This is a genomic window from Lutibacter flavus (genome assembly GCF_900188355.1).
GTDB classification, from domain to species: Bacteria; Bacteroidota; Bacteroidia; order Flavobacteriales; family Flavobacteriaceae; genus Lutibacter; species Lutibacter flavus.
The window spans coordinates 326654-350177 of sequence record NZ_FZNX01000002.1 but is presented as its reverse complement, the minus strand read 5'-3'; the positions used below and the strand labels follow the sequence as shown (position 1 = coordinate 350177).

At 31.1% G+C, this 23524-nt stretch carries 22 protein-coding genes; 18 read left to right on the top strand and 4 right to left on the bottom strand.

All coding sequences use genetic code 11. The annotated features are described in order from the left end of the window. Nucleotides 1-175 precede the first annotated feature (175 nt). The 10 genes from CHB63_RS07710 to CHB63_RS07665 all read left to right on the top strand — a co-directional run bounded on the left by CHB63_RS07710 (nucleotide 176) and on the right by CHB63_RS07665 (nucleotide 11469). On the top strand, nucleotides 176-1609 hold the full coding sequence (locus CHB63_RS07710; protein WP_089377875.1) for a nucleoside hydrolase-like domain-containing protein: 1434 nt from the start codon (nucleotides 176-178) through the stop codon (nucleotides 1607-1609). A 145-nt stretch (nucleotides 1610-1754) separates the two neighbouring features. After that, the gene (locus tag CHB63_RS07705; protein ID WP_089377874.1) at nucleotides 1755-2642 is read left to right on the top strand and encodes a dienelactone hydrolase family protein; all 888 of its coding nucleotides are present in this window, start codon (nucleotides 1755-1757) and stop codon (nucleotides 2640-2642) included. A 342-nt stretch (nucleotides 2643-2984) separates the two neighbouring features. Continuing rightward, complete coding sequence (locus CHB63_RS07700) at nucleotides 2985-4160, top strand: ATP-grasp domain-containing protein (protein WP_089377873.1); 1176 nt, start codon at nucleotides 2985-2987, stop codon at nucleotides 4158-4160. Further along, nucleotides 4157-4831 carry a hypothetical protein gene (locus CHB63_RS07695; protein ID WP_089377872.1) on the top strand — a complete coding sequence of 225 codons (675 nt, stop codon included), beginning with the start codon at nucleotides 4157-4159 and terminating at the stop codon, nucleotides 4829-4831. Before CHB63_RS07700 ends, CHB63_RS07695 begins: the two co-directional genes overlap by 4 nt. A gap of 8 nt (nucleotides 4832-4839) precedes the next feature. Further along, entirely contained in the window at nucleotides 4840-5289 is a 450-nt protein-coding gene (locus CHB63_RS07690) for a GNAT family N-acetyltransferase (protein WP_089377871.1), read from the top strand. 181 nt (nucleotides 5290-5470) lie between these two features. Further along, the gene (locus CHB63_RS07685; protein WP_089377870.1) at nucleotides 5471-5992 is read left to right on the top strand and encodes a TlpA family protein disulfide reductase; all 522 of its coding nucleotides are present in this window, start codon (nucleotides 5471-5473) and stop codon (nucleotides 5990-5992) included. A gap of 26 nt (nucleotides 5993-6018) precedes the next feature. Then, nucleotides 6019-6255, top strand: coding sequence for a VF530 family protein (locus CHB63_RS07680; protein ID WP_089377869.1), 237 nt, complete (start codon nucleotides 6019-6021; stop codon nucleotides 6253-6255). A 21-nt stretch (nucleotides 6256-6276) separates the two neighbouring features. Then, complete coding sequence (locus tag CHB63_RS07675) at nucleotides 6277-8472, top strand: B12-binding domain-containing radical SAM protein (protein WP_089377868.1); 2196 nt, start codon at nucleotides 6277-6279, stop codon at nucleotides 8470-8472. 54 nt (nucleotides 8473-8526) lie between these two features. Next, on the top strand, nucleotides 8527-9765 hold the full coding sequence (locus tag CHB63_RS07670) for a DEAD/DEAH box helicase (protein WP_089377867.1): 1239 nt from the start codon (nucleotides 8527-8529) through the stop codon (nucleotides 9763-9765). Between the two features lie 159 nt (nucleotides 9766-9924). After that, nucleotides 9925-11469 carry a TolB family protein gene (locus tag CHB63_RS07665; RefSeq protein ID WP_089377866.1) on the top strand — a complete coding sequence of 515 codons (1545 nt, stop codon included), beginning with the start codon at nucleotides 9925-9927 and terminating at the stop codon, nucleotides 11467-11469. A gap of 3 nt (nucleotides 11470-11472) precedes the next feature. Here CHB63_RS07665 and rlmF read toward each other — a convergent pair whose 3' ends face one another. After that, complete coding sequence (gene rlmF, locus CHB63_RS07660; RefSeq protein ID WP_089377865.1) at nucleotides 11473-12387, bottom strand: 23S rRNA (adenine(1618)-N(6))-methyltransferase RlmF; 915 nt, start codon at nucleotides 12385-12387, stop codon at nucleotides 11473-11475. A 123-nt stretch (nucleotides 12388-12510) separates the two neighbouring features. Between rlmF and CHB63_RS07655 the strand changes: the two genes are divergently transcribed. The 5 genes from CHB63_RS07655 (at nucleotide 12511) to CHB63_RS17410 (ending at nucleotide 16035) form a co-directional block, all read left to right on the top strand. Beyond that, complete coding sequence (locus tag CHB63_RS07655) at nucleotides 12511-13089, top strand: TetR/AcrR family transcriptional regulator (RefSeq protein ID WP_089377864.1); 579 nt, start codon at nucleotides 12511-12513, stop codon at nucleotides 13087-13089. Nucleotides 13090-13092: 3 nt separating this feature from the next. Further along, a complete protein-coding gene (locus tag CHB63_RS07650; RefSeq protein WP_089377863.1) occupies nucleotides 13093-13758 on the top strand; it encodes an NAD(P)H-binding protein in 666 nt (221 codons plus the stop codon). Nucleotides 13759-13868: 110 nt separating this feature from the next. Then, nucleotides 13869-14501 (top strand): nitroreductase family protein, encoded by a 633-nt coding sequence (locus CHB63_RS07645; protein WP_089377862.1) that lies wholly within the window; start codon nucleotides 13869-13871, stop codon nucleotides 14499-14501. 26 nt (nucleotides 14502-14527) lie between these two features. After that, a complete protein-coding gene (locus CHB63_RS07640) occupies nucleotides 14528-15688 on the top strand; it encodes an iron-containing alcohol dehydrogenase (protein ID WP_089377861.1) in 1161 nt (386 codons plus the stop codon). Nucleotides 15689-15900: 212 nt separating this feature from the next. Then, a complete protein-coding gene (locus tag CHB63_RS17410) occupies nucleotides 15901-16035 on the top strand; it encodes a hypothetical protein (protein ID WP_262494206.1) in 135 nt (44 codons plus the stop codon). Nucleotides 16036-16083: 48 nt separating this feature from the next. Here the strand turns inward: CHB63_RS17410 and rsmI are convergent, their stop codons facing one another. Both rsmI and CHB63_RS07630 read right to left on the bottom strand, forming a co-directional pair. Continuing rightward, nucleotides 16084-16758 (bottom strand): 16S rRNA (cytidine(1402)-2'-O)-methyltransferase, encoded by a 675-nt coding sequence (gene rsmI / locus CHB63_RS07635; RefSeq protein ID WP_394335312.1) that lies wholly within the window; start codon nucleotides 16756-16758, stop codon nucleotides 16084-16086. A 24-nt stretch (nucleotides 16759-16782) separates the two neighbouring features. After that, nucleotides 16783-18579, bottom strand: a complete 1797-nt coding sequence (locus CHB63_RS07630; protein WP_089377859.1) for an AMP-dependent synthetase/ligase — start codon at nucleotides 18577-18579, stop codon at nucleotides 16783-16785. Nucleotides 18580-18825: 246 nt separating this feature from the next. Between CHB63_RS07630 and aspS the strand changes: the two genes are divergently transcribed. From aspS to CHB63_RS07615, 3 genes are all read left to right on the top strand, one after another. Then, nucleotides 18826-20574: an aspartate--tRNA ligase gene (gene aspS / locus CHB63_RS07625; RefSeq protein ID WP_089377858.1), complete on the top strand. Its 1749-nt coding sequence runs from the start codon at nucleotides 18826-18828 to the stop codon at nucleotides 20572-20574. A gap of 394 nt (nucleotides 20575-20968) precedes the next feature. After that, a complete protein-coding gene (locus tag CHB63_RS07620) occupies nucleotides 20969-22759 on the top strand; it encodes a chloride channel protein (RefSeq protein WP_089377857.1) in 1791 nt (596 codons plus the stop codon). 42 nt (nucleotides 22760-22801) lie between these two features. Next, nucleotides 22802-23041 carry a hypothetical protein gene (locus CHB63_RS07615; protein WP_089377856.1) on the top strand — a complete coding sequence of 80 codons (240 nt, stop codon included), beginning with the start codon at nucleotides 22802-22804 and terminating at the stop codon, nucleotides 23039-23041. Nucleotides 23042-23044: 3 nt separating this feature from the next. Here the strand turns inward: CHB63_RS07615 and CHB63_RS07610 are convergent, their stop codons facing one another. Next, the gene (locus tag CHB63_RS07610) at nucleotides 23045-23494 is read right to left on the bottom strand and encodes a nucleoside deaminase (RefSeq protein ID WP_089377855.1); all 450 of its coding nucleotides are present in this window, start codon (nucleotides 23492-23494) and stop codon (nucleotides 23045-23047) included. Between the last annotated feature and the right edge of the window lie 30 nt (nucleotides 23495-23524).

Below are 23524 nucleotides of genomic sequence, written 5' to 3'. Positions count from 1 at the left end.
AATCTTTCATTAGTAACTCATATATCTCATACTTCCCCCAATATAAATTATTTAGAATAATTAAAGTAAGAATACAAAATACTGATTGCATTATTAAAGATATAAGCTAAAAAGTTTAAACAAAAGATGTAAATTTTTAATACTTTTAAAGTTAGAATAACTGTTAATTAAAATTATGAAAAATACTTTCTATTTAGTTGCTTTTTTATGTATCCTAGGTACGCAATCTCTTTTTGCCCAAGTAGCTCAAAAACACCGTGTAATAATATTAACAGATATTGAAGCAGACCCGGACGATACGCAATCTTTGGTTCGTTTATTTTTATATTCAAATCAAATTGACATTAAGGGTTTAATTGCAACTACTTCTTGTTGGCATAAAACAAGAATTGATCCTGAATCTATTGTAAAAGTAATTGAAGCCTATGGTGAAGTTCAACCAAACCTTACAAAACATGAAGCTGGATTTCCCACTAAAGAAACGCTTTTAAAACTCGTTAAAAAAGGCTTGCCAAAATATGGCATGCTAGGAGTTGGCGAAGGAAAAGATTCAGAAGGTTCTAACTGGATTATAAAAGTATTGGAAGAAAAAGACGAGCGTCCATTATGGATTCCTGTTTGGGGAGGCTCAAATAATTTAGCACAAGCACTTTATAAAATTAAAAATACAAAATCAGCATCCGAAGCAAAAAAACTGATTGCAAAACTTAGAGTTTATACCATCTCTGATCAAGACGATAGTGGTATTTGGATTAGAAATAATTTTCCTAACTTATTTTACATCGTTAGCCCTGGAGATGATTATGGTAGTGCAACATGGGTTGCAATTAATAGTGTAATAAAAGGAATAAATAACGATAAAATTAGTAATAATTGGCTCGCAAAAAACATTCAACAAAATCATAGTGTTTTAGGAGCAGCCTATCCAGATGTAGCTTGGGGAGTGGAAGGAGATACTCCATCGTTTTTATCATTAATACCTAACGGATTAAATGTAGCAGAACACCCGGAATGGGGCGGTTGGGGAGGACGATACGAATTGTACAAACCCGATTTTAGCAAACAGAAAAAGGGAGGTTCAGGAGTTCCTTTTGAACCTGAAACACGTGAAATATGGACAGATGCCGTTGAAAGTTATACTCCGTATACTCCCAAAGAATTTGGAAGATCAGTAAAACAAGATACTGTTACTTTCACCAACAATAAAGTTTCATTATGGCGTTGGAGAGATGATTTTCAAAATGATTTTGCCGCTCGTATGGATTGGTGTACAAAAAGTTTTAAGGAAGCCAATCATCCACCGGTACCTGTATTAAGTCATTCAGAAAACATAACTGTAAAATCCGGAGAAAATATAAGTTTCGATGCCTTTTCTTCAACTGATCCTGATGGTGATAATATCAGTTTTCTTTGGTTTAATTACCCAGAAGCTGGAACCTACAAAAAACCTATAAAAATTGGAGGAGCCGAGAATGTGCATCTTGCTAATGCGAAAGCTCCTATAGTAGATAAAATAGAAACTGCTCACTTTATACTGAAAGTTACTGACAAAGGAATACCGTCATTATCTAGATATAAAAGAATAATTGTAACTATATTACCTAAATAACAGTTGCTAAAACAAACAGCAATCAATTTCAATAATAATTAAAAGTTTAAATTGGTAACTGTTTATATTTCATATAACTACACGAGTATTAAATTAATTTGTATATTTAAAAATCTACTATAATTAATACTAAAAAGTTCACTTTATGAAGCCACTAAAGAAAGAAGACATTAATCAGGAAATTTTTGATTTATATGATGATTACGCACATAATAAATTAGAACGAAGACAATTTATTGAAAAACTGTCGCTCTATGCCGTTGGCGGACTTACAGTTTCATCACTGTTAAGTTTTATGTCGCCTAATTATAGAGATACCAAAGAAATTAAACAAGATGATCCAAGAATAACTTCGGAATTTATTACCTATAATTCTCCAAAAGGTGGTGGAAAAATTCGTGCGCTGTTATCTAAACCTAGTGATGCAAAAGCCAAGTTGCCAGGTGTAATTGTTGTTCACGAAAACAGAGGTCTAAATCCTTATATAGAAGATGTTGGCAGGAGAACAGCCATTGAAGGTTTTATTTCCATTGCTCCGGATGCTTTAACACCACTTGGCGGATATCCGGGAAATGATGACGATGGAAGAGCTTTACAACAAAAACGAGATAGAAATGAAATGCTGGAAGATTTTATTGCAGCTTTTGAGTACCTAAAATCCAGTGAAGATTGCAACGGAAAAATAGGGGTTGTTGGGTTTTGTTTTGGCGGCTGGATTTCTAATATGATGGCTGTAAAAGTTCCTGAATTGGCTGCTGCTGTTCCATTTTATGGAAGACAACCCTCAAATGAAGATGCAGAGAAAATAACGGTTCCATTAATGTTGCAGTATGCCGAATTAGATACAAGAGTAAATGAAGGCTGGCCAGAATTTGAAAAAGTACTTAAAGCAAATAACATTGATCATATTGCTCATTTTTACCCAAAAGTAAATCACGGTTTTCATAACAATACAACACCAAGATTTGACAAAATTGCTGCCGATTTAGCCTGGAAACGTACTATTGATTTTTTTAAAGAGAAACTTAAATAAATGAAAAGAAAGAATCATAATATATTACCTCCAAAAGAGTTTGCAAAAAAGGTGTTTTAGGCTATCATTTTATTGGAAATTTAAATTGGGTGGATAGCATTTATAACGCTGCTATGATTTTAACCGAAATGGGACCTGTTAATGAAATGTTCACCGATTCGGCCAAGTTGTTTGCCTCTATTTATGCTCTTTTTAGTGGTGTTGTTTTTTAAGCACGGTAGCTATTTTCTTTGCGCCTTTTACGCATAGATTAATGCATTTATTGCGCATTGACTAAATAGATGATTAATAATCTTTATTGTATTTTTACATTATAAACTTATAAAGTAGCATACTTTAAAAATGATATTAATAGACAAACCTTTTGCTTCAGATTTTTTATTGAAAACTATCAAAGAAAACAACTTTCCAATTGTAGCAACTGCAGTTGCAAAATCTATGATTGCTGATGATTCTTTAAACTGGATTTCTGAAAAAGAAGCAATAAAAACCATAGAAAAACAGGACAATTATCCGTTGTATACCAATTCAGAAAATTCAATAAGCTGGATTGAACAACATTTAAAAACCTCAAAATTACCGGGCCAGATTCAACTTTTTAAAAATAAAATTTTGTTTAGAAAAATGGTTAAAGATCATTATCCAAACTACTTTTTTAAAGGAATAAAATTTGAAGATTTAAAATCATTTGATGCTTCAAAATTAAAGTATCCGTTTATAATTAAACCTGCTGTTGGTTTTTTTAGTTTGGCAGTTCACAAAGTTGATAACCATGGTGAATGGAAAACCATTATTGAAAATATTGATCAGGAAATTGAAACTTTTAAAGGAATGTACCCCAAAGAAGTTGTTGATGTTACCGATTTTATAATTGAAGAATTTATTGAAGGTGAAGAGTATGCTTTTGATTGTTATTTTAATAAAAATGGTGAGCCAGTTGTATTAAATATTATGCACCACATATTTTCATCTGCCAAAGATGTGAGCGATCGAGTGTATATAACTTCAAAAGAAATTATAGAAAAACACAAGCCTAAAATTGAAGCTTTTCTTCAAATAGTTGGTAAAAAAGCTCAGTTAACTAATTTTCCAATGCACGTTGAGGTTAGAATTAATGAAAATGGTAAAGTGCAACCAATAGAAATAAATCCACTTCGTTTTGGAGGTTGGTGTACCACCGGAGATATTTCCTATTTTGCTTATGGTATTAACTCTTACGAGCATTTTTTATATGAAAAAACACCAAATTGGAACGAGATTTTAAAATCCAGAAGAGATAAAAAATACAATTTAATAGTTTTAGACAACAATTCTGGAATTAAAGAAAGCAACATTAAAGCATTTAATTACAACTTACTTTTAAAAGACTTTGAAAAACCCTTAAATTTGCGCAAAGTTGATTTTAAAAAATATGCTGTTTTTGGATTTTTATTTACCGAAACTTCCATAAATAATGAGGACGAAACAAGTGAAATTTTAGCTTCAAACCTAAAAAAATATATAACAATTAAAGAATGAGTGAAGAAAGTTTATTTGCAATAAAAATGGCGAAAATGTCTGATGCTGAATTGAAAAATCACATTGCTAATAAAGATGATTATCAAGATTTTGCAATCCTTACAGCTGTTTTAGAACTTGAAAAAAGAGGGATTCCTGTTGAAAATGGAGAAGAAATTAAACAAGAATTAATTGCTTCAGAAACTACTAAAAAAGAAACCGTTGACTCGTCAAAACAAGAAAACAATAGTTTCTCAAACCAATCAACAGCACTTTATAGTACCAAATCTATTTTTATTTTTGGCGCTTTATTCTCTGTATTTGGTGGTGGAATTTTAATGGCGTTGAACCTATTTCAATTGAACAAAAAAAATAATGCGTTTTACGTTATTATTGGTTCAGTCGTTTATTCATTTATCTTAAATTATGTCTATTCTTTTTTAAATCTCACAGAAAAAGTAGCTATTTCAAACTTTACCTCAATTGACGCTATTTTTACAGCAATTTTAATTTCAGTAGTCTCAAGTCTTACTGGCGTTTATTTTTTATATGAACTTTTCTGGAAAAAAGAAATACCTTCAACTACAAATTATAGAAACAAATCTATTTGGAAACCGGTTGTAATTATCTTACTAATTAACTTGGTTTCAGCTCTTATTTTGTTAGGCTCTGGAGATTTTCCATTAAAATAATTATTAATATGCTTCATTTAATTCGAACCGACTTCACTAACAATGATTTTGTAAAACTAGTTTCATTTCTTGATGCAGATCTAAAAATACGTGATGGAGAAGACCACGATTTTTATAATCAGTTTAATAAAATTGACGGTTTAAAAAATGTGGTTGTTACATATGAAAATGATAATCCCGTTGGTTGCGGAGCATTTAAAATTCACCCAAATGCTACTGTTGAAATAAAAAGAATGTACGTATCTCCATATGGCAGAAGAAAAGGAATTGCTTCTGCTATTTTGACTGAATTAGAACAATGGGCAAAGGAATTAAACCACAAAAAATGCATTCTTGAAACTGGTGTAAAACAACCTGAAGCAATTGCACTTTATAAAAAATGTGGCTATACAATCACCGCTAATTTTGGTTTTTATGAAAACGTTGAAAACAGCGTTTGTTTTGAAAAATACATTTAGAAAGTTACCTTTATAAAATTAGTAACAGAAATTGCTGATGAAAACGCAAAAAATCCAGCCAATTTTATTGTTTAGATCCTGATGGAAATGTTATTTTAATAGATCAACACATTTAGTAAATAAATTCATAAAATAGAAATTACAAGTTTTCAATTACCTTTGCAAAATCATAATTCAACAAATGAAAAAAATTATAGTATTCGCCTTATTAATTATTGCTCAAATTGGTATTGCTCAAGAAGATTCAACAAGAGGTTATAGAGTTCATGTTGGTGAAGAAGCTCCTCAATTAGATTTTAATTTGCTGGATGGAACCTCCATAACTAACGAAAACTTAAAAGGTAAAGTTGTGGTATTGCAATTTACAGCTTCATGGTGCAGCGTTTGCATAAAAGAAATGCCCCATTTAGAAGCTGAAGTTTGGCAAAAATTTAAAAATAAAGATTTTATTTTAATCGGCATCGATTTAAAAGAAGATCGAGAAAAAGTTGATAGATTTATTGCTAAAATGCAAGTTACTTATCCGTTTACCATAGATGAAGATGGTTCCCTTTTTGAAAGTTTTACCTTGCCAAAAGCAGGAGTTACAAGAAATATTGTACTAGATAAAACCGGAAAAATAATTTTCCTTTCTCGTTTATATGATGAAAAAGAATTTGAAGAAATGGTTCATATAATAGATTCAGAATTAAAGAAAGCCTAATTTATTTTTAGGAAATTAAACAATAAATGGAACAAGAAAAAAAACCTCAAGAACAACCAAACAATCCTTTGCACGGAGTTAAATTATCAGAAATTTTACAATTTTTAGTGTCAGAATATGGTTGGGAAGAGCTAGGTTCACGTATTAAAATCAACTGCTTTAACAGCAATCCAACTATAAAATCCAGTTTAAAGTTTTTGCGAAGAACCCCTTGGGCAAGAACGAAGGTTGAAAACCTTTACTTAAGAACAATCAAAGAATAATTTTTCACATTAAAAGCAATTATGCTTAAAGATATTCTACTTATTACACCGCCTTTTACACAATTAAATACACCGTATCCGGCAACAGTTTATTTAAAAGGTTTTTTGAATATAAAGAATATCAGTTCTTTTCAAATGGATTTAGGTATTGAGGTTATTCTAGACCTTTTTACCAAAAAAAGTTTAGAAAAATTATTTGAGTATGCCAAACAGAACAATCGCATAACAACTGAAAATTCACAACGAATTTTTGCATTAAAAGATGATTATTTAGTCAAAATTGAAGTTGTTATCGCATTTTTACAAGGAAAAAATCAAACTTTGGCAAGGCAAATTTGTACAAACAACTTTCTTCCGGAAGCTTCAAGATTTGAACAATTAGATGAATTGGATTGGGCATTTGGCTCTATGGGAATTCAAGACAAAGCAAAACATTTAGCAACCTTGTATCTTGAAGATTTGTCCGATTTTATAAAAGAATGTGTTGATGAAAATTTTGGGTTTAGCCGTTATGCCGAACGATTAGGAAAAAGTGCCAATAGTTTTGATGAACTATATGATAGCTTGCAGCTGGACCAAACTTATATTGATGAAATAACACTTCAACTATTAAAAGAAAAACTTCAAGTTGTTAAACCAAAATTAGTTTGTATTTCAGTGCCTTTTCCTGGTAATTTATACAGTGCTTTTAGATGTGCTCAGTTTATCAAAAAAAACTATCCTGAAATAAAAGTTTCAATGGGTGGTGGTTTTCCAAATACAGAATTAAGGTCGGTTTCAGATCCTAGAGTTTTTGATTTCTTCGATTTTATAACGTTAGACGATGGTGAATTACCGGTTGAACTAGTATTCAAAAATATTTCAAATTCAACCAATAAAAACCCTGAGTTTAAAAGAACTTTTTACAAAGAAAATAACGAAGTTGTTTATATCAATAATTCATTGAAAAATGATTATAAACAGAGTGATTTAGGAACACCAGATTATACCGATTTGTTATTGGACAAATACATTTCAGTAATTGAAATTGCAAATCCAATGCATAGTTTGTGGAGCGATGGACGATGGAATAAATTAACAATGGCACATGGTTGCTATTGGGGTAAATGTACTTTTTGTGATATTTCTCTCGATTATATAAAAATCTATGAACCAATAACTGCAAAAATGCTGGTTGATAGAATGGAAGAACTCATTGCCAAAACTGGAGAAAACGGATTTCATTTTGTTGATGAAGCTGCTCCGCCAGCTTTAATGAGAGCCCTGGCATTAGAGATTTTAAAACGAGGATTAACTGTTACTTGGTGGACAAACATTCGGTTTGAAAAAAGCTTTACCAAAGATCTTTGCGTGCTTTTAAAAACTTCTGGCTGTATAGCGGTTTCTGGTGGATTAGAAGTTGCTTCCGACAGGTTATTAGCACTTATAGACAAAGGTGTAACTGTTGCACAAGTTGCCCAGGTAACACGTAATTTTACTGAATCTGGAGTGATGGTTCATGCTTATTTAATGTATGGTTATCCTACACAAACGGTTCAAGAAACTGTAGATAGTTTAGAAATGGTGCGGCAATTATTTGAATTGGGAATTATTAATTCTGGTTTTTGGCATCAATTTGCACTTACAACACATAGTCCAATTGGTTTAGAACCTGAAAAATATGGAGTTATTCCCGATTATAAAGACATTTCGTTTGCCAATAACGATATTGATTTTAAAGATAAAACAGGAATTAATCACGATAAATTTAGTTACGGTTTAAAAAAATCTATCTTCAATTTTATGCATGATATAGGTTTTGACCTTCCCTTGCAAGATTGGTTTGATTTTGAAATTCCTTCAACTGAAATTCAATCGTATTTTATTGAAGATTGCTTAGCTTCTGAAGAAAATTTCAACATAAAATCTTCTGCCAAAATAGTTTGGTTAGGTGGTAAACCACTGGTTAGTTACACTACAAAAACAAAAAGAGGAAAAACGTTGGAACTTATTAATTTAGCTTTTCATACTAAAAATGATTTACTTGAAATTTCATTTGAAAAAGAAAAAGGCGAATGGTTATTAGAAATCTTAGAAACAATTTCTGTAAAAGGAAATTCAACTCTAAATTTTTCACAAATAAAAGAAAGTTTCGAAAATAAATTTGATGATTTTGAACCTTTTTGGTATTCAAAACCTATAAAAAAACTTAGAGATTACGGTTTATTAGTTTTATAACACACTTTCCTATTTTACTGTATCTTTGCAAAAATCTTGTATTAAAACAATCGTATGCAGTTTAAAGAATTAAAGCTAAATAAATCTATTTTAAAAGCCATCGCCCAATTAAATTATGAGGCCCCAACACCTGTTCAACAACAAACCATTCCGTTGGTTTTGGCAAAAAAAGATGTAATTACAACAGCCCAAACCGGGACTGGAAAAACAGCTGCTTTTGCATTACCAATTTTACAATTGTTGTTTAATAGACAAGATTCTGGTAAAAAAGGAAAAAAAATAAGAGCTTTAATTATAAGTCCAACCAGAGAATTGGCTTTGCAAATTCAGGAAAATTTTAGTGCGTATAGCAAATATTCTAATTTAAAAAGTACGGTTATTTATGGTGGAACTTCTATTGAGCCACAAAAAGATGTATTACGAAAAGGTGTTGATATTTTAGTTGCTACACCTGGAAGATTATTAGATTTACACAAACAAGATTGCTTAAATTTAGATTATATAGAAACGTTAGTTTTAGATGAGGCCGACTTAATGTTGGATATGGGATTTATTGATGATGTTCGTAAAATTGAACGTTTATGCCCAAAAGAAAAACAAATATTATTGTTTTCTGCAACTATGCCAGCGAAAGTTGTTCAACTTGCAAATACCATTTTAAAAGAACCCGAAACTGTTAATGCAACTCCTTCATCTTCAGCTGCAAAAAATGTAAATCAATTGTTATTTTATGTTGGGAAACAACATAAAATGGAACTGTGTTTGCATTTAGTAAAAAAAATTATTGAAGGAAATATTCTAATTTTTAGACGTACCAAAATGGGTATTGCTAAATTGGAAAAAATGTTAAAAGGCAATGGTTTTAAAGTTGAAAGTATTCACGGTGATAAAACTCAAAACGACAGAGAAACCGCTTTAGAAAAGTTTAAAGATGGAAAAGCTACTATATTAATTGCCACAGATGTTGCCGCACGTGGAATTGATATTGATAACTTAGATGCAGTTATAAATTTTGACATTCCAAATGTTTCAGAGACTTATGTGCATAGAATTGGAAGAACTGGTAGGGCTGGAAAATCTGGTGCTGCATACTCGTTCTGTTCAGCTGATGAAAAACCATATATTGCAGGAATTCAACAATTATTAAATACTACAATACCTGTTATGGATGAACATCCATACGTGTTAGATCCAAAGGCTAAAAGAGAAGTACATAGAACTCCCGGTAAAAGTAAACACCGCCCAAATAGAAAATCTGAAGCTTCTAAAAAGAATAAAAAACGTTGGTATTAGAATTTAATTAATTTTTATTCCAGATTTTTTAAGTTTGAAATTATTGTATGCTATTTTGAGCTATTAGTATAATAATTACTCTTATCTATAATGTGTTGTTTGCCAAAAAAAAACTAATTTGGTAACACCTTGATAATCATTATTGTAATAATCTTTTTTATGAAAAAATTACTTTTATGCTGTGTTATTCTTATCACATTAACTGCTTGTAATCAGCCAACAAATTCAACTTCGATAACAGAACCAACTAACATGAGTAATAACAAAACCTTTGGAATTTTTGAAAATCAAACTAATATTGGAAACCCTGAAAATAAGGGGACTATTAACTATAATTCTGATAACCAAAATTATACCTTAACCGGTTCAGGTATAAATATGTGGGCAGAAAACGACCAATTTCAATTTTTATACAAATCAATTCAAGGGGATTTTATTTTAAGAACACATATTAAATTTGTAGGAGAAGGAGTAGATCCTCACCGTAAAATTGGTTGGATTGTTAGAAATAATTTAAGTGGAAATTCACCGCATATAAATGCAAGTATTCACGGAGATGGACTAACTTCTTTACAATATAGAAAAATCGATGGAGGAATTACAGAGCAAGTTGAATCAGCAGATAAAGCACCAGATGTGGTACAATTAGAACGTAGAGGAAATGTGTATTTTATGTCTACTGCGAAGTTTGGAGAGCCATTTACAACGGTTAAAATTGAAGACGTAAATTTAAGAAATGAAGTTTTTGTAGGTATTTATGTTTGTTCTCATAATCCAGAAGTAATTGAAAAAGCAATATTTAGCAATGTTAAAATAATTAAACCTGCTGCTCCAGATTTTCAACCGTACCGAGATTATATAGGAAGTACAATGGAAATTATGGATGTTGAAACTGGACATAGGAAGTCATTATTTTATTCAGCTCATTCAATTCAGGCTCCTAACTGGGTTAATAACGATAAAGAATTAGTTTATAATTCTAACGGATTTTTATACAGATATAATTTTGACACCGAAGAAGTTGTGCAAATAAATACAGGTTTTGCAACCGATAATAACAACGATCACGTGTTTTCTTTTGATGAATCTATTTTAGGAATTAGCCATCATAATGCTGATGATGAAGGAACTTCTTCAATTTATATTATGGATCCAAAAGGAGATTCCATTCCAAGAAAAATAACAAAAGATGGTGTTGGCGCTTCTTATTTACACGGAATTTCACCCGACAATAAAACGTTACTTTTTACAGCAAATCGTAATAATAAATATGATATTTATAGCGTACATATCGATTCTCTAGTAGAAACACAATTAACAGATACCAAAGATTTAGATGATGGTTCAGAATACTCACCTGATGGAAAATCTATTTATTTTAACTCAAATAGAACAGGAAATATGCAGTTATGGAAAATGGACCCTGATGGCAGTAATCCTGTACAATTAACATTTGATACCAATTATAAAGATTGGTTTCCACATGTTTCCCCAAATGGAAAATGGATTATTTTTATTTCATTTCCACCAGATATCAACTTTGGAGATCACCCATTTTACAAACAATGTTCATTGCGTTTAATGCCTGTTGAAGGTGGAAAACCTAAAACTATTGCTTATATATATGGAGGCCAAGGAACTATTAATGTGCCTAGTTGGTCTAAGGACAGCAAACGAATCGCTTTTGTAACAAACAGTAATTAAATATTAATTATTCCATTCTTTTTGTTCGTCTTTGGTTAAAAAAGTCCAGGCTACAACCCGCGTAACTTTATTCCCCTGATGCATTGGAATGGTTTTAATTTCGATGGCTCCTAATTTTTTTAATGAGTCGTACATACTTTCGGCATTTTCCTTTTTAGAAACCAATGTAGTATACCAAAAACAGTGGTTTTTAAATTTAGAACTTTCATATAAATATGTATGAATAAAGGCTTTTTCTCCTCCTTTATACCATAATTCCTGTTGTTTTCCACTAAAATTTCTTCCAATAGTTATATTTCCTAAGCCTTCCATTTTTCTTGAATTGGCTTGCATTGCTTCTTCCTGAGATCTATAAAATGGCGGATTACAGATGGATGCAGCATATTTATCAGTAGCATCTAGTATTCCACTAAATATTTGAGCAGCATCCTTTTGGTGTTTTAATTTAATAAATTCGGTCAAATTATTTTTTTTCAAAATCTTTTCTGCACGGTCCAATGATTTTTTATCAATATCAGTTCCAACAAAACTCCAGTTGTATTCGGCATTTCCTAATAACGGATAAATACAATTGGCTCCAGTTCCAATATCCAAGATTTTAGCATTTTCATTAATTCCAGATGTTTTTAATAAATCGGCCAAATAATGAATATAATCCACCCTTCCAGGAATTGGCGGACATAAGTTATCGTCTGGAAAATCCCAAAAAGTCAAATTATAATATTTAAATAATAAGGCTGTATTAATAGCTTTAACCGCTTTTGGATTTGCAAAATCTATTGTTTCCGTTCCGTATTCGTTAACAAACACAAACTCTTTTAAATCGGTATTTGCTTCACATAATTCAGTGAAATTATAATCTTGTTGATGTTTATTCTTCGGATGAAGATTTCCGCTTTTATTTCTTTTAGTTCTCATAATTTATATACTTCCGCAAAAGTACTACATTTTAAGGTTTAATATTATTTTATGTTTACAAAAAGAATGAACGTTCATTTTGTAGATAATTTTATATATCTTTGCCAAAGAAAATATTAAGTGATGGCTATTAGACAAAAATGTGATAAAAAAAGAATTGCCTTACTAAATGCGACACTTCATTTGGTAAACAATCAAGGTTTTCATGATGCACCTATGTCTAAAATTGCTAAAATGGCCGAAATGTCGCCCGCAACTATTTACATTTATTTTGAAAATAAACAAGATTTAATCAATCAGTTGTATTTAGAAATGAAATCATTGTTTAGTGTATTTGCATTTAAAAATTACAGTGAAGCAACCTGTGTTAAAGAAAGTTTTAAACAGATCTGGTTTAACATTGCCAATTTCAAATTAAATCAGGTAGAAGAAGCTAATTTTTTATCGCAATGCGACAATACACCTATTATTGACGAAGAAATAAAACGTGAAGGTTTGAAGCATTTACAACCCTTACTTAATTTATGGGAAAGAGGAAAACAAGAAAGAATTATAAAACCAATTTCACCATATCTTTTGTACGCTTTCACAATTTATCCTTTGGCTTTTTTAACCAATAAACAATTTAAAAGTAGTTGTGATTTAACTGAAGAAAAGTTGAATGAAGCTTTCAATGTTGCCTGGGACAGCATAAAATTATAGGATATGGGAAAAATAGCAATTATTTTAGGAGCAACCGGTTTAACTGGTTCAATTCTTTTAGAAAAACTAATAAAGGATCAACGTTATAAAACCATCAAATTATTTTCACGTAAAAAAATTGAAGGTTTACCTTTAAAAGTGGAGCAATTTGTTGGAGATATGTTAGAATTAGAAACTTTTAAAGATGTGTTTACCGGAGACGAAGTGTTTTGTTGCATTGGTACTACAGCAAAAAAAACACCTAATAAAGAAACTTATAAAAAAATAGATTTTGGAATTCCTGTAACCTCTGCAAAGCTTTCAAAAGAAAATAATATTCCAACTTTTATAGTTATTTCATCAATGGGTGCTAAAGCAAAAAGTAGCATTTTTTATAACAGAACAAAAGGTGAAATGGAACAAGAAGTTTTACAACAAAACATTCCAAACACGTATATTTTACAACCTTCAATTATTGGTGGAAACAGAAATGAAACTAGAATTGGTGAAAAAATAGGATTGGCTGTTTTTAAACTCATTCAACCTTTATTTATAGGGAATTTAAAAAAATACCGCATTATAAATGCTGAAACAATTGCACAAGCAATGTTGAATTTAGCAAATTCAACTTCAACAACACATATTTTTACATCAGAAAAAATAAAAGAAATAGCAATAAAAAGGATTTGATTTGGAATTAAGTAAAGCTTTAATTAACGTAATATGATGAGACCCTGAAATGAATTCAGGGTGACGTATTTTAACAAAAATAAGAATAACTAAAAAATTAAGATAAAACAATGGAATTATTAGATAAATTAAACTGGAGATACGCTGCAAAAGCAATGAATGGCCAAAAAGTTTCAGAAGAAAAAATTGCCAACATTATTGAAGCTGCTCGTTTAGCACCAACATCAAGTGGTTTACAACCTTTTGAAATAATTGTAGTTAAAAATCAAGCAATTAAAGAAGCTATTAGACCTGTTGCCTGGAATCAATCTATGATTACAGATTGTTCTCATTTATTAGTTTTTGCAGCTTGGGATACCTATACTGAAGAGCGAATTAACAAAATGTTTGACTTGACAAACGAAATTCGTGGATTTAAAAACGAAGGCTGGGAAAACTACCGCCAAATGTTATTGAGCAACTATCCTCAAAAAGATGCAGAGGAAAACTTTAACCATGCTGCAAAACAAGCTTATATTGCTTTTAGCGCAGCTATAATAGCTGCTGCTTTTGAAGGTGTTGATACAACTCCAATTGAAGGATTTGATCCTGCAGCCGTTGATAAAATTTTAGGCTTAAGAGAAAAAGGATTAAGAAGTTGTGTGTTGCTTCCTATTGGATATAGAGACACCGATAAAGACTGGTTAGTAAACCTTAAAAAGGTGAGAAAATCAACAGAAGATTTAGTAACAATTGTTGAGTAATTTCAACTACAAAAACAATATTAATTATGAATAATTTTCAATTTAAAAACCCGACAAAAATTTTATTTGGGAAAGGTCAAATAGAAAATCTAGCTACTGAAATTCCTGAAAACGCAAAAGTATTAATGCTTTTTGGAGGTGGAAGTATCAAAACAAATGGTGTTTATGAACAAGTTTCAAAAGCACTTTCAAAATTTGATATAATTGAATTTGGAGGAATTCCTGCAAACCCAGAGTATGAAGTATTAATGGAGGCCTTAGATATTATTAAAGCTGAAAATATTACTTTTTTATTAGCTGTTGGTGGGGGTTCTGTGATTGATGGAACCAAATTCTTATCTTCTGCGGCTTTGTATGAGGGTGAAGAACCGTGGGATATTTTATCTAAAAATAAACGAACTCTTGAAGGAATGCCTTTTGGAACCGTGTTAACTTTACCAGCAACTGGTTCAGAAATGAATTCTGGTGCTGTAATTACCCGAGCAGAAACCAAAGAAAAATTTGCAATGGGTGGTCCAGGATTATTTCCAGTTTTTTCAATATTAGATCCTCAAGTTGTTGCTTCTATACCTGAACGACAAATTGCAAATGGATTAGCAGATGCTTTTACACATGTTTTAGAGCAATATATGACCTATTCTGTGGATGCAAAATTACAAGATCGTTTGGCTGAAAGTATTTTACAGACATTAATTGAAGTTGCTCCAGCAATATTAAAAGATCCATCCGATTACAAAGCTGCATCAAACTTTATGTGGAGTTGTACTATGGCTTTAAACGGATTAATACAACAAGGTGTACCATCAGATTGGGCCATCCATATGATGGGACATGAATTAACTGCATTATATGGTATTGACCATGCAAGAACATTGGCAATTATTGCTGAAAGTCATTATACTTTTAACTTAGATAGTAAAAAAGATAAGTTAGCTCAATATGCTGAACGTGTTTGGAATATAACTGAAGGAAAAAAAGAAGAAAAAGCTTTGGCTGGAATTAAATTAACAACCGCATTTTTTCATTCTTTAGGTATTAAAACAACGTTATCTGAATACACCAAAGATTATAAAGGAACAGCTCAAATAATTTCTAAACGTTTTGAGGAACGTGGTTGGAAAGGTATAGGTGAACACGGAAAAGTAACACCTAGTGATGTTGAAAAAATTGTTGAAATGAGTTATTAAACAAAAATTTATACTTCATAAAAAAAGCTCATTAATTAACTTTAATGGGCTTTTTATTTAAATTAAAAATATTTGAATTTTTTTACATTTCTTATTTTCAATGTTTTATGTAGTTTTAAATGTTAAATATTTCATAATATAGTACTTTGTTTTGCATAGTACTATATTCTTGTATATATTTGTTGTGTTACTAACTATTAAAACAATTTATTATGAAAACTTTAGACAACATTATCGACATTTTAACAACACAAGAAAACAACCAATTAGAGCATAAAGGAAGATTTATTGACTTTCACAGCACAAAAAGAGCTAGCTGGAATCGCAAAAGAAATTACGGACTTTAATCCGTAATTTCTTCTATTTTTTTGGGAAATTAGATATGAGTCTTAATCCTATTTCTTCCCTCCAACCACAACAACAAATTCACCTTTTGGGTCTTTATTTGTAAAATGTTGGACTAGATCTGCAACAGTTCCTCTTAACGTTTCTTCATACATTTTAGTCAATTCTCTTGAAACTGAAATTGGCCTGTCTTCTCCAAAATACTCAGTAAAATTGGTCAGCGTTTTTAATAATTTATGGGGAGATTCATAAAAAATCATTGTGCGTGTTTCTTCAGCTAAAAAAAGTAATCGAGTTTGTCGTCCTTTTTTAACTGGTAAAAACCCTTCAAATACAAATTTATCGTTTGGCAATCCACTATTTACCAACGCAGGAACAAATGCGGTTGCACCAGGCAAACATTCGATTTCAATACCATTTTCTATACACGCACGCGTTAATAAAAATCCAGGATCTGAAATGGCCGGAGTACCAGCATCGGAAATTAATGCAATAGCATCCCCATTTTTAATACGTTCTACAATATTTGCAACTGTTTTATGTTCATTATGCATATGATGACTGTGCATATGCGTAGAAATTTCAAAATGTTTTAATAACTTACCACTTGTACGAGTATCTTCAGCTAAAATTAAATCAACTTCTTTTAAAACTCTAATTGCTCTTAGGGTAATATCTTCTAAATTACCAATTGGTGTTGGAACTAAATATAATTTTGAATCCACTATTTTTATTTTTTTAATGGTTGTTTACTCTTTATACATTTTGTCTATTAGCTCTTCATATTTTTTCTGAATTACTTTTCGCTTTAATTTTAAAGTTGCCGTAATTTCACCTGCTTCAATGCTAAATTCTTTAGGTAATAATGTGAATTTTTTAATTTTCTCGAACATTGAAAATTCCTTTTGTAATTCCTCAAACCGCTTTTCAAACATATCTTTAATTTGATTATGGTTGAGTAATTCTTCAATGTCCTTAAAAGTTATTTTATGTTCTAATGCGTACTTTTTTAAATTTTCAAAACTAGGCACAGCCAAAGCAGTTACATATTTTTGTTGATCACCAATTACTGCAATTTGTTCAATAAAAGAGTCGTTAATTAATGCTGATTCTAATTTTTGAGGCGCAATATATTTCCCGCCAGACGTCTTCATTAAATCTTTAATTCTGTCAGTAATAACCAGATTCCCTTTATCATCAATTTTTCCAGCATCGCCTGTACAAAACCATCCATTTTTAAAAACCTCAGCAGTTTCAACTGGTTTTTTATAATAGCCTCTCATAACGCCAGGTCCTTTTACTAAAACCTCATCATTTTCACCAATTTTAATTTCAGTTCCATGAATAGCTTTTCCTGCCGAATTAAATTCGAAATGTTTATATCCAAATAATGATACCGTTGCCGTTGTTTCAGTTAATCCGTAACCGCATTTAATATTTAAACCAAATGAGTGAAAAAATGAAACCATTTCTGGCGATAATGGTGCACCTCCACAAGGCATAAATTTAATACGACCACCAAAAACTTCTCTTAGTTTACTCAAAACTAACTTATCGGCTATTTTGTATTTTAAATTTAGTGCTAATGGTACTTTTTTATCAATTCGTTTATGCTTGTTATAATAATTATTTCCAATTCCTAAAGCCCAACTCGCTAATTTCATTTTAGTTGGTGATGCTTCTTGCCTTTTATCCTGAATTGCTGAAAATATTTTTTCAAAAATACGTGGTACAGTGCACATTACTGTTGGTTTCACTTCTTTTAAAACTTCTGCAATTAACTTTGGATTTTGATTAAAATAAACTTCAATTCCACAATGCAAACAGAAAAACACCCAACTACGTTCATAAATATGACTTAAGGGTAAAAAACTTAATGAAGAATCCTTCTCCGAAACATCTAACTCGTAATCATGTGCCTGTAAAGAAGTTGCAAAATTATTATGATCTAACATAACACCCTTTGGTTCTCCAGTAGTTCCAGAAGTATAAATAATACTAGCTAAATCCGTTGATTCAGCTTCATAATATCTTTTTTGAAGCTCAACATCAATCTCTTTAGTTGCTTCTTTATTCATAAAATCGCTAACATAGATTGAACTATCTGATTTCTGAATTTTTATATCATTATTTAATGCAACTATTAGTTTTAAATACTTGCAGGTACTTAAAATTTCAACAGCTTTATTGTATTCTTCTTGGCAACCTACAAACAACACACTTATTTCAGCATCATTTACTATGTATTCGGTTTCTTTTTTTGAATTTGTAGCATAAATTGGAATAGTTACAGCTCTAATACTCATTATTGCTATGTCCGAAATAATCCATTCAGGCATATTTTCAGCAAAAATTCCAATATTATCTTGCTCTTTTACACCAAAACCAATTAGTGCCTTCGATAATTTTTTAATTCGGTTTCCAAAATTATTCCAAGAAATTCCGATCCATAAATTAGTCTCCTTTTCCTTATAATAAATAGCGTTCTTATTTTGATACTTTTCTATTTTTTCTCTAATCTCTAATCCTATATGCTTATTTGTCATCTATAATTTAGGCAGGGTAAATTTAGCGTTTACCTAGTTTACAAATCTACAAAGATTTTTATTCTATTTTACGGCAGGGAATGAGTCATTTTTTTAAGCAAATTTTTGTCTTTTGAAGCTAAAAAAAGACAATGACCAAAGCAATACATTTATAAAAGTATTTAGAACCTCCCAAAAAAAAATTGATAACGTATAAAACTATCTACGAAATCACTAAATTTGCACATTCTAATAAAAAATTGAAAAATGTATAGAACACATTCAAACGGAGAATTACGAATTGAAAATGTAGGTCAGGAAGTTACCCTGGCTGGATGGGTGCAAAAATCGCGCGATATAGGATTTATGATTTGGGTTGATTTACGTGACCGTTACGGTATTACGCAACTTATATTTGATGAAGAGCGTACACCAAAAGAAATGGTTGAAAAAGCCAAACTTTTAGGCCGTGAATTCGTGATTCAAATAACTGGTGAAGTAATTGAACGTGTTTCAAAAAACGCAAATATTCCAACGGGTGAAGTTGAGATTCTGGTAAAAAAGTTGGAAATTTTAAACAAATCTTTAACTCCTCCTTTTACTATTGAAGATGAAACTGATGGTGGTGATGAACTGAGAATGAAATATCGTTATTTAGATATTAGAAGAAATCCAGTAAAAAACAACTTAATTTTTCGTCATAAAGTAGCAATTGAGGTTAGAAAATACCTATCTGATCAAGATTTTATTGAAGTAGAAACACCTGTTTTAATTAAATCTACTCCAGAAGGTGCTCGTGATTTTGTAGTGCCAAGTAGAATGAATGAAGGTCAGTTTTACGCTTTACCACAATCACCACAAACATTTAAGCAGTTGCTAATGGTTGGTGGATTGGATAAGTATTTTCAAATTGTAAAATGCTTTAGAGATGAAGATTTACGTGCAGATAGACAACCAGAATTTACACAAATAGACTGCGAAATGGCTTTTGTTGAACAAGAAGACATTTTAAATACGTTTGAAGGTTTAACACGTCATTTATTAAAAGAAATTAACGGAGTTGAAATTGCTGATTTCCCAAGAATGACCTACGATGAAGCAATGAAAAAATACGGAAACGACAAACCAGACATTCGTTTTGGAATGGAGTTTGGCGAATTAAATGACGTTGCGCAACATAAAGATTTTGGTGTATTTAACAATGCTGAATTAGTTGTTGGTATTGCTGTACCTGGTGGAGCTAGTTACACTAGAAAAGAAATTGACAAATTAGTTGAATGGGTAAAGCGTCCGCAAGTTGGTGCTTTAGGCATGGTGTATGTAAAATGTAATGAGGATGGAACTTTCAAATCTTCAGTAGATAAATTTTACGATCAGGAAGATTTAGCAAAATGGGCTGAAGCTACAGGAGCAAAACCAGGGGATTTAATTTGTGTTTTAAGCGGTGTTGAAGATAAAGTTCGTGGGCAATTAAGTGCTTTACGTATGGAAATGGCAACACGTCTAGGATTAAGAAATCCTAAAGAGTTTGCACCTTTATGGGTCGTTGATTTTCCATTGTTAGAATGGGATGAAGAAACTGAACGTTACCACGCAATGCACCATCCATTTACATCGCCAAAACCAGAAGATATGGCAATGTTAGATACCGATCCTGGAAAAGTTAGAGCTAATGCTTACGATTTAGTATTGAACGGAAACGAAATAGGTGGTGGATCTATTAGAATTCACGATAAAGCAACACAAGCTTTAATGTTTGACCATTTAGGATTCACTCCAGAGCAAGCTAAAGAGCAATTTGGATTTTTAATGAATGCTTTTGAATATGGTGCTCCTCCACATGGTGGTTTGGCTTTCGGTTTGGATAGATTGGTTGCCATTTTAGGTGGACAAGAAACTATTCGTGATTTTATTGCTTTCCCAAAAAACAATAGCGGACGAGATGTTATGATTGATGCGCCATCAAAAATTGATGATGCACAATTAAAAGAATTGTGTTTGAAATTAGATTTATAAAATATACAAAACCTCGATATAAAAATATCGAGGTTTTTTTTCTTATTAAATGATTTAGTGTAAACAGCTAAATGCAGAAACCATATCAGCTACTAAGTATATGTTTCTGCCTTATTAATTTCAAAATTATTAATTTATATATGCTGATTCTTAAAGTTTTTCTATTTTAGGCAAAATTTCAATTTGTACAGTGAGTAAATCCAATTCTTCAGATATTTTTAATTACGATTTTAACTGGGTGAAACCTAAAGGCAAAAAGTCTAAAGGTGAAACCAAAGATGAATGTTGTAAAAAGTATAAGAAGAAAGGGGGAAATAAATGTAAAAGTTGTCCTAAACGATAAACGCTATCGCTTATTTTGGTACTTTTGCAATTCTATTTTTTCAATCCTTAAATGTCAACCAGATCAAAAATATTATTTCGCAAATTTTTAAAGTGGAGATATCAAAATATCTCTAATAAACAATTTATTCGCATTGCAAGTGCCGTTATTGGTTTGCTTGCAGGTCTTGGGGCTGTTCTTTTAAAAAACTTAACCCATCTAATTCAAGAGTTATTAGAGGGTGAGTTTATTAAAGATATTCACGGTGCTTTTTATTTTATTTTTCCAATTTTAGGATTGTTGATAGTTCTTCTTTCCAAAAAATTTATAATTCGAAAAAAAGTGGGGCATGGAATTCCATCAACTTTATTTGCTATTTCAAAACTTAAAGGAATATTGCCAAGGCATCAAATGTGGGCGTCTTTAATTACAGCGCCAATTACAGTAGGGTTTGGAGGTTCGGTTGGTTTAGAAGGACCTACAGTTGCTACTGGCGCAGCTCTTGGATCAAATTTTGCTCGATTATTTCATTTAAATCAAACAACTAGAACTCTTTTAATTGGAGCGGCAGCAGCCGGCGCTATGGCTTCCATATTTAAAGCGCCTATTGCCGCTATAGTTTTCGCTGTTGAAATTTTTAGTTTAGAACTTACTTTAGCTTCAATGATTCCATTATTACTGGCATCAATTACCGCTGTTTTAACATCTTATTTCTTTTTAGGGGATGATGTATTACTTCATTTTAATTTGGAAGATAAATTTGTATTAAGCGATGTTTCATTTTATGTTTTCTTAGGAGTTGCTTCTGCATTGGCTTCTATATATTTTAGTAAAGTGTATTTTAATATTGGTGCTTTTTTTAAAAAAATTAAAAGTCCATACCACAAGCTACTTATTGGTGGAAGTTTACTAGGTATTATTGTTTATTTTATTCCACCCTTATTTGGGGAGGGTTTTACAACCATAAACAGTATTTTAAGAGGGAATGTTCAAAGTGTAATTAGTAATAATGTATTTAATTACACCACAGAAAATAGTTCAATTATTATCTTATTTTTAATTGGATTAATACTTTTTAAAATAGTTGCATCCTCATTTACTTTTGGAGCTGGCGGTGTTGGGGGCGTTTTTGCGCCTACCCTTTTTACAGGAAGTATTACTGGTTACGTTTTTGCACTTATTGTAAACTCAAGTAATTTATTTTCGCATCAATTATCCTTAACAAATTTCGCAATGGTTGGTATGGCAGGCTTAATGGCGGGAATATTACAAGCTCCCTTAACGGCAATTTTTTTAATTGCTGAAATTACCGGAGGTTATGAACTTTTTATACCATTAATGATTGTTTCATTAATTTCATTTATTATTACAAAAAAATACATTCCACATAATATATATGCTCATGATCTCGCAGAACGAGGCCAACTTATAACTCATGATAAAGATAAAAATGTATTGATGATGTTAGATTTGGATAAACTTATAGAAACCGATTTTGTGCTACTTTACCCGGAGATGACTTTGGGAGAAGTAGTAAAAAATGCTGTTGGGAAATCCCCTCGAAATCATTTTCCTGTTGTGAATGAAGAAAATGAATTTCTAGGAATATTGACTATAAACGATATCAGGAGTATTATGTTTAATCAAGAATTGTATGATACTGTAAATGTTGAATCATTAATGCACGCTGGTTCCGATATCATTTATTATGAAAAAGATTCAGCAGAAGAAATATTAAACAAATTTAAAAGATGTGGCGCTTGGAATTTGGTTGTTTTAAAGGATGGAAAATATTTTGGATTTATGTCTAAATCTCGTTTATTAACTGCCTACCGAAGAAAATTAATAAATGTTACGGCGTAACTTAGATTTTTAATTGTATAAAATATTCAAAAAATAGAAAATATGAAGATTGTTTTAATTACCATTTTAATACTTGTCTTAGGAACAATATCTTACGGATTTTATTTAAAAAATACAGGAGATCCTAATGGTGAAATTACAATTGGTATTGGCGTTTTAGCAATTGCTTTTGTGTTAATGCCTTTATTTATTTATCATAGATATAGAAACAAAAATATCAAAGATTTTACCTTTGATAAATACAGAAAAGATTTAGAAGAACACAATAAAAAAAATAGCTAATTGTTAATTCAAGTTTCGTTTTTCAATAAAAAACCGAGTTAATAATTTACTGCATTCATCTTCTAAAATACCTCCTACAACTTTGGTTTTAGGATGCAAGGTAGTTTTCATTGTTAAAAACCCTCTTTTCTCTTCTTTGGCTCCGTACACAATTTTACCTATTTGCGCCCAGTAACTTGCTCCGGCACACATTTGGCAAGGTTCTAAAGTAACATACAATGTACATTCTTTTAAGTATTTTCCACCTATAAAATCTGCAGCCGCAGTAAAGGCCTGCATTTCAGCATGAGCAGTTACATCAGTCAATGTTTCCGTTAAGTTATGCGCCCGAGCAATTATCTGATTATTCATAACAATTACAGCGCCAATTGGAACCTCATTTTTATCAAATGCTGATTGAGCTTCTTGCAAAGCACGTTTCATAAAATAGGTGTCGTCAAAAGGATTTATCATATTTCAAAAGTAATTATTTTAATATAATGA

Excerpts from the sequence above, each read along its gene's own strand:
- CHB63_RS17410 (WP_262494206.1), top strand. The coding sequence starts at position 15,901 with ATGAAAACTTTAGACAACATTATCGACATTTTAACAACACAAGAAAAC.
- aspS (WP_089377858.1), top strand. The coding sequence starts at position 18,826 with ATGTATAGAACACATTCAAACGGAGAATTACGAATTGAAAATGTAGGT.
- CHB63_RS07665 (WP_089377866.1), top strand. The coding sequence starts at position 9,925 with ATGAAAAAATTACTTTTATGCTGTGTTATTCTTATCACATTAACTGCT.
- CHB63_RS07670 (WP_089377867.1), top strand. The coding sequence starts at position 8,527 with ATGCAGTTTAAAGAATTAAAGCTAAATAAATCTATTTTAAAAGCCATC.
- CHB63_RS07690 (WP_089377871.1), top strand. The coding sequence starts at position 4,840 with ATGCTTCATTTAATTCGAACCGACTTCACTAACAATGATTTTGTAAAA.
- CHB63_RS07640 (WP_089377861.1), top strand. The coding sequence starts at position 14,528 with ATGAATAATTTTCAATTTAAAAACCCGACAAAAATTTTATTTGGGAAA.
- rlmF (WP_089377865.1), bottom strand. The coding sequence starts at position 12,387 with ATGAGAACTAAAAGAAATAAAAGCGGAAATCTTCATCCGAAGAATAAA.
- CHB63_RS07680 (WP_089377869.1), top strand. The coding sequence starts at position 6,019 with ATGGAACAAGAAAAAAAACCTCAAGAACAACCAAACAATCCTTTGCAC.
- CHB63_RS07685 (WP_089377870.1), top strand. The coding sequence starts at position 5,471 with ATGAAAAAAATTATAGTATTCGCCTTATTAATTATTGCTCAAATTGGT.
- CHB63_RS07655 (WP_089377864.1), top strand. The coding sequence starts at position 12,511 with ATGGCTATTAGACAAAAATGTGATAAAAAAAGAATTGCCTTACTAAAT.
- CHB63_RS07610 (WP_089377855.1), bottom strand. The coding sequence starts at position 23,494 with ATGATAAATCCTTTTGACGACACCTATTTTATGAAACGTGCTTTGCAA.
- CHB63_RS07675 (WP_089377868.1), top strand. The coding sequence starts at position 6,277 with ATGCTTAAAGATATTCTACTTATTACACCGCCTTTTACACAATTAAAT.
- CHB63_RS07700 (WP_089377873.1), top strand. The coding sequence starts at position 2,985 with ATGATATTAATAGACAAACCTTTTGCTTCAGATTTTTTATTGAAAACT.
- CHB63_RS07615 (WP_089377856.1), top strand. The coding sequence starts at position 22,802 with ATGAAGATTGTTTTAATTACCATTTTAATACTTGTCTTAGGAACAATA.
- CHB63_RS07620 (WP_089377857.1), top strand. The coding sequence starts at position 20,969 with ATGTCAACCAGATCAAAAATATTATTTCGCAAATTTTTAAAGTGGAGA.
- CHB63_RS07645 (WP_089377862.1), top strand. The coding sequence starts at position 13,869 with ATGGAATTATTAGATAAATTAAACTGGAGATACGCTGCAAAAGCAATG.
- CHB63_RS07650 (WP_089377863.1), top strand. The coding sequence starts at position 13,093 with ATGGGAAAAATAGCAATTATTTTAGGAGCAACCGGTTTAACTGGTTCA.
- CHB63_RS07710 (WP_089377875.1), top strand. The coding sequence starts at position 176 with ATGAAAAATACTTTCTATTTAGTTGCTTTTTTATGTATCCTAGGTACG.
- CHB63_RS07630 (WP_089377859.1), bottom strand. The coding sequence starts at position 18,579 with ATGACAAATAAGCATATAGGATTAGAGATTAGAGAAAAAATAGAAAAG.
- CHB63_RS07705 (WP_089377874.1), top strand. The coding sequence starts at position 1,755 with ATGAAGCCACTAAAGAAAGAAGACATTAATCAGGAAATTTTTGATTTA.
- CHB63_RS07695 (WP_089377872.1), top strand. The coding sequence starts at position 4,157 with ATGAGTGAAGAAAGTTTATTTGCAATAAAAATGGCGAAAATGTCTGAT.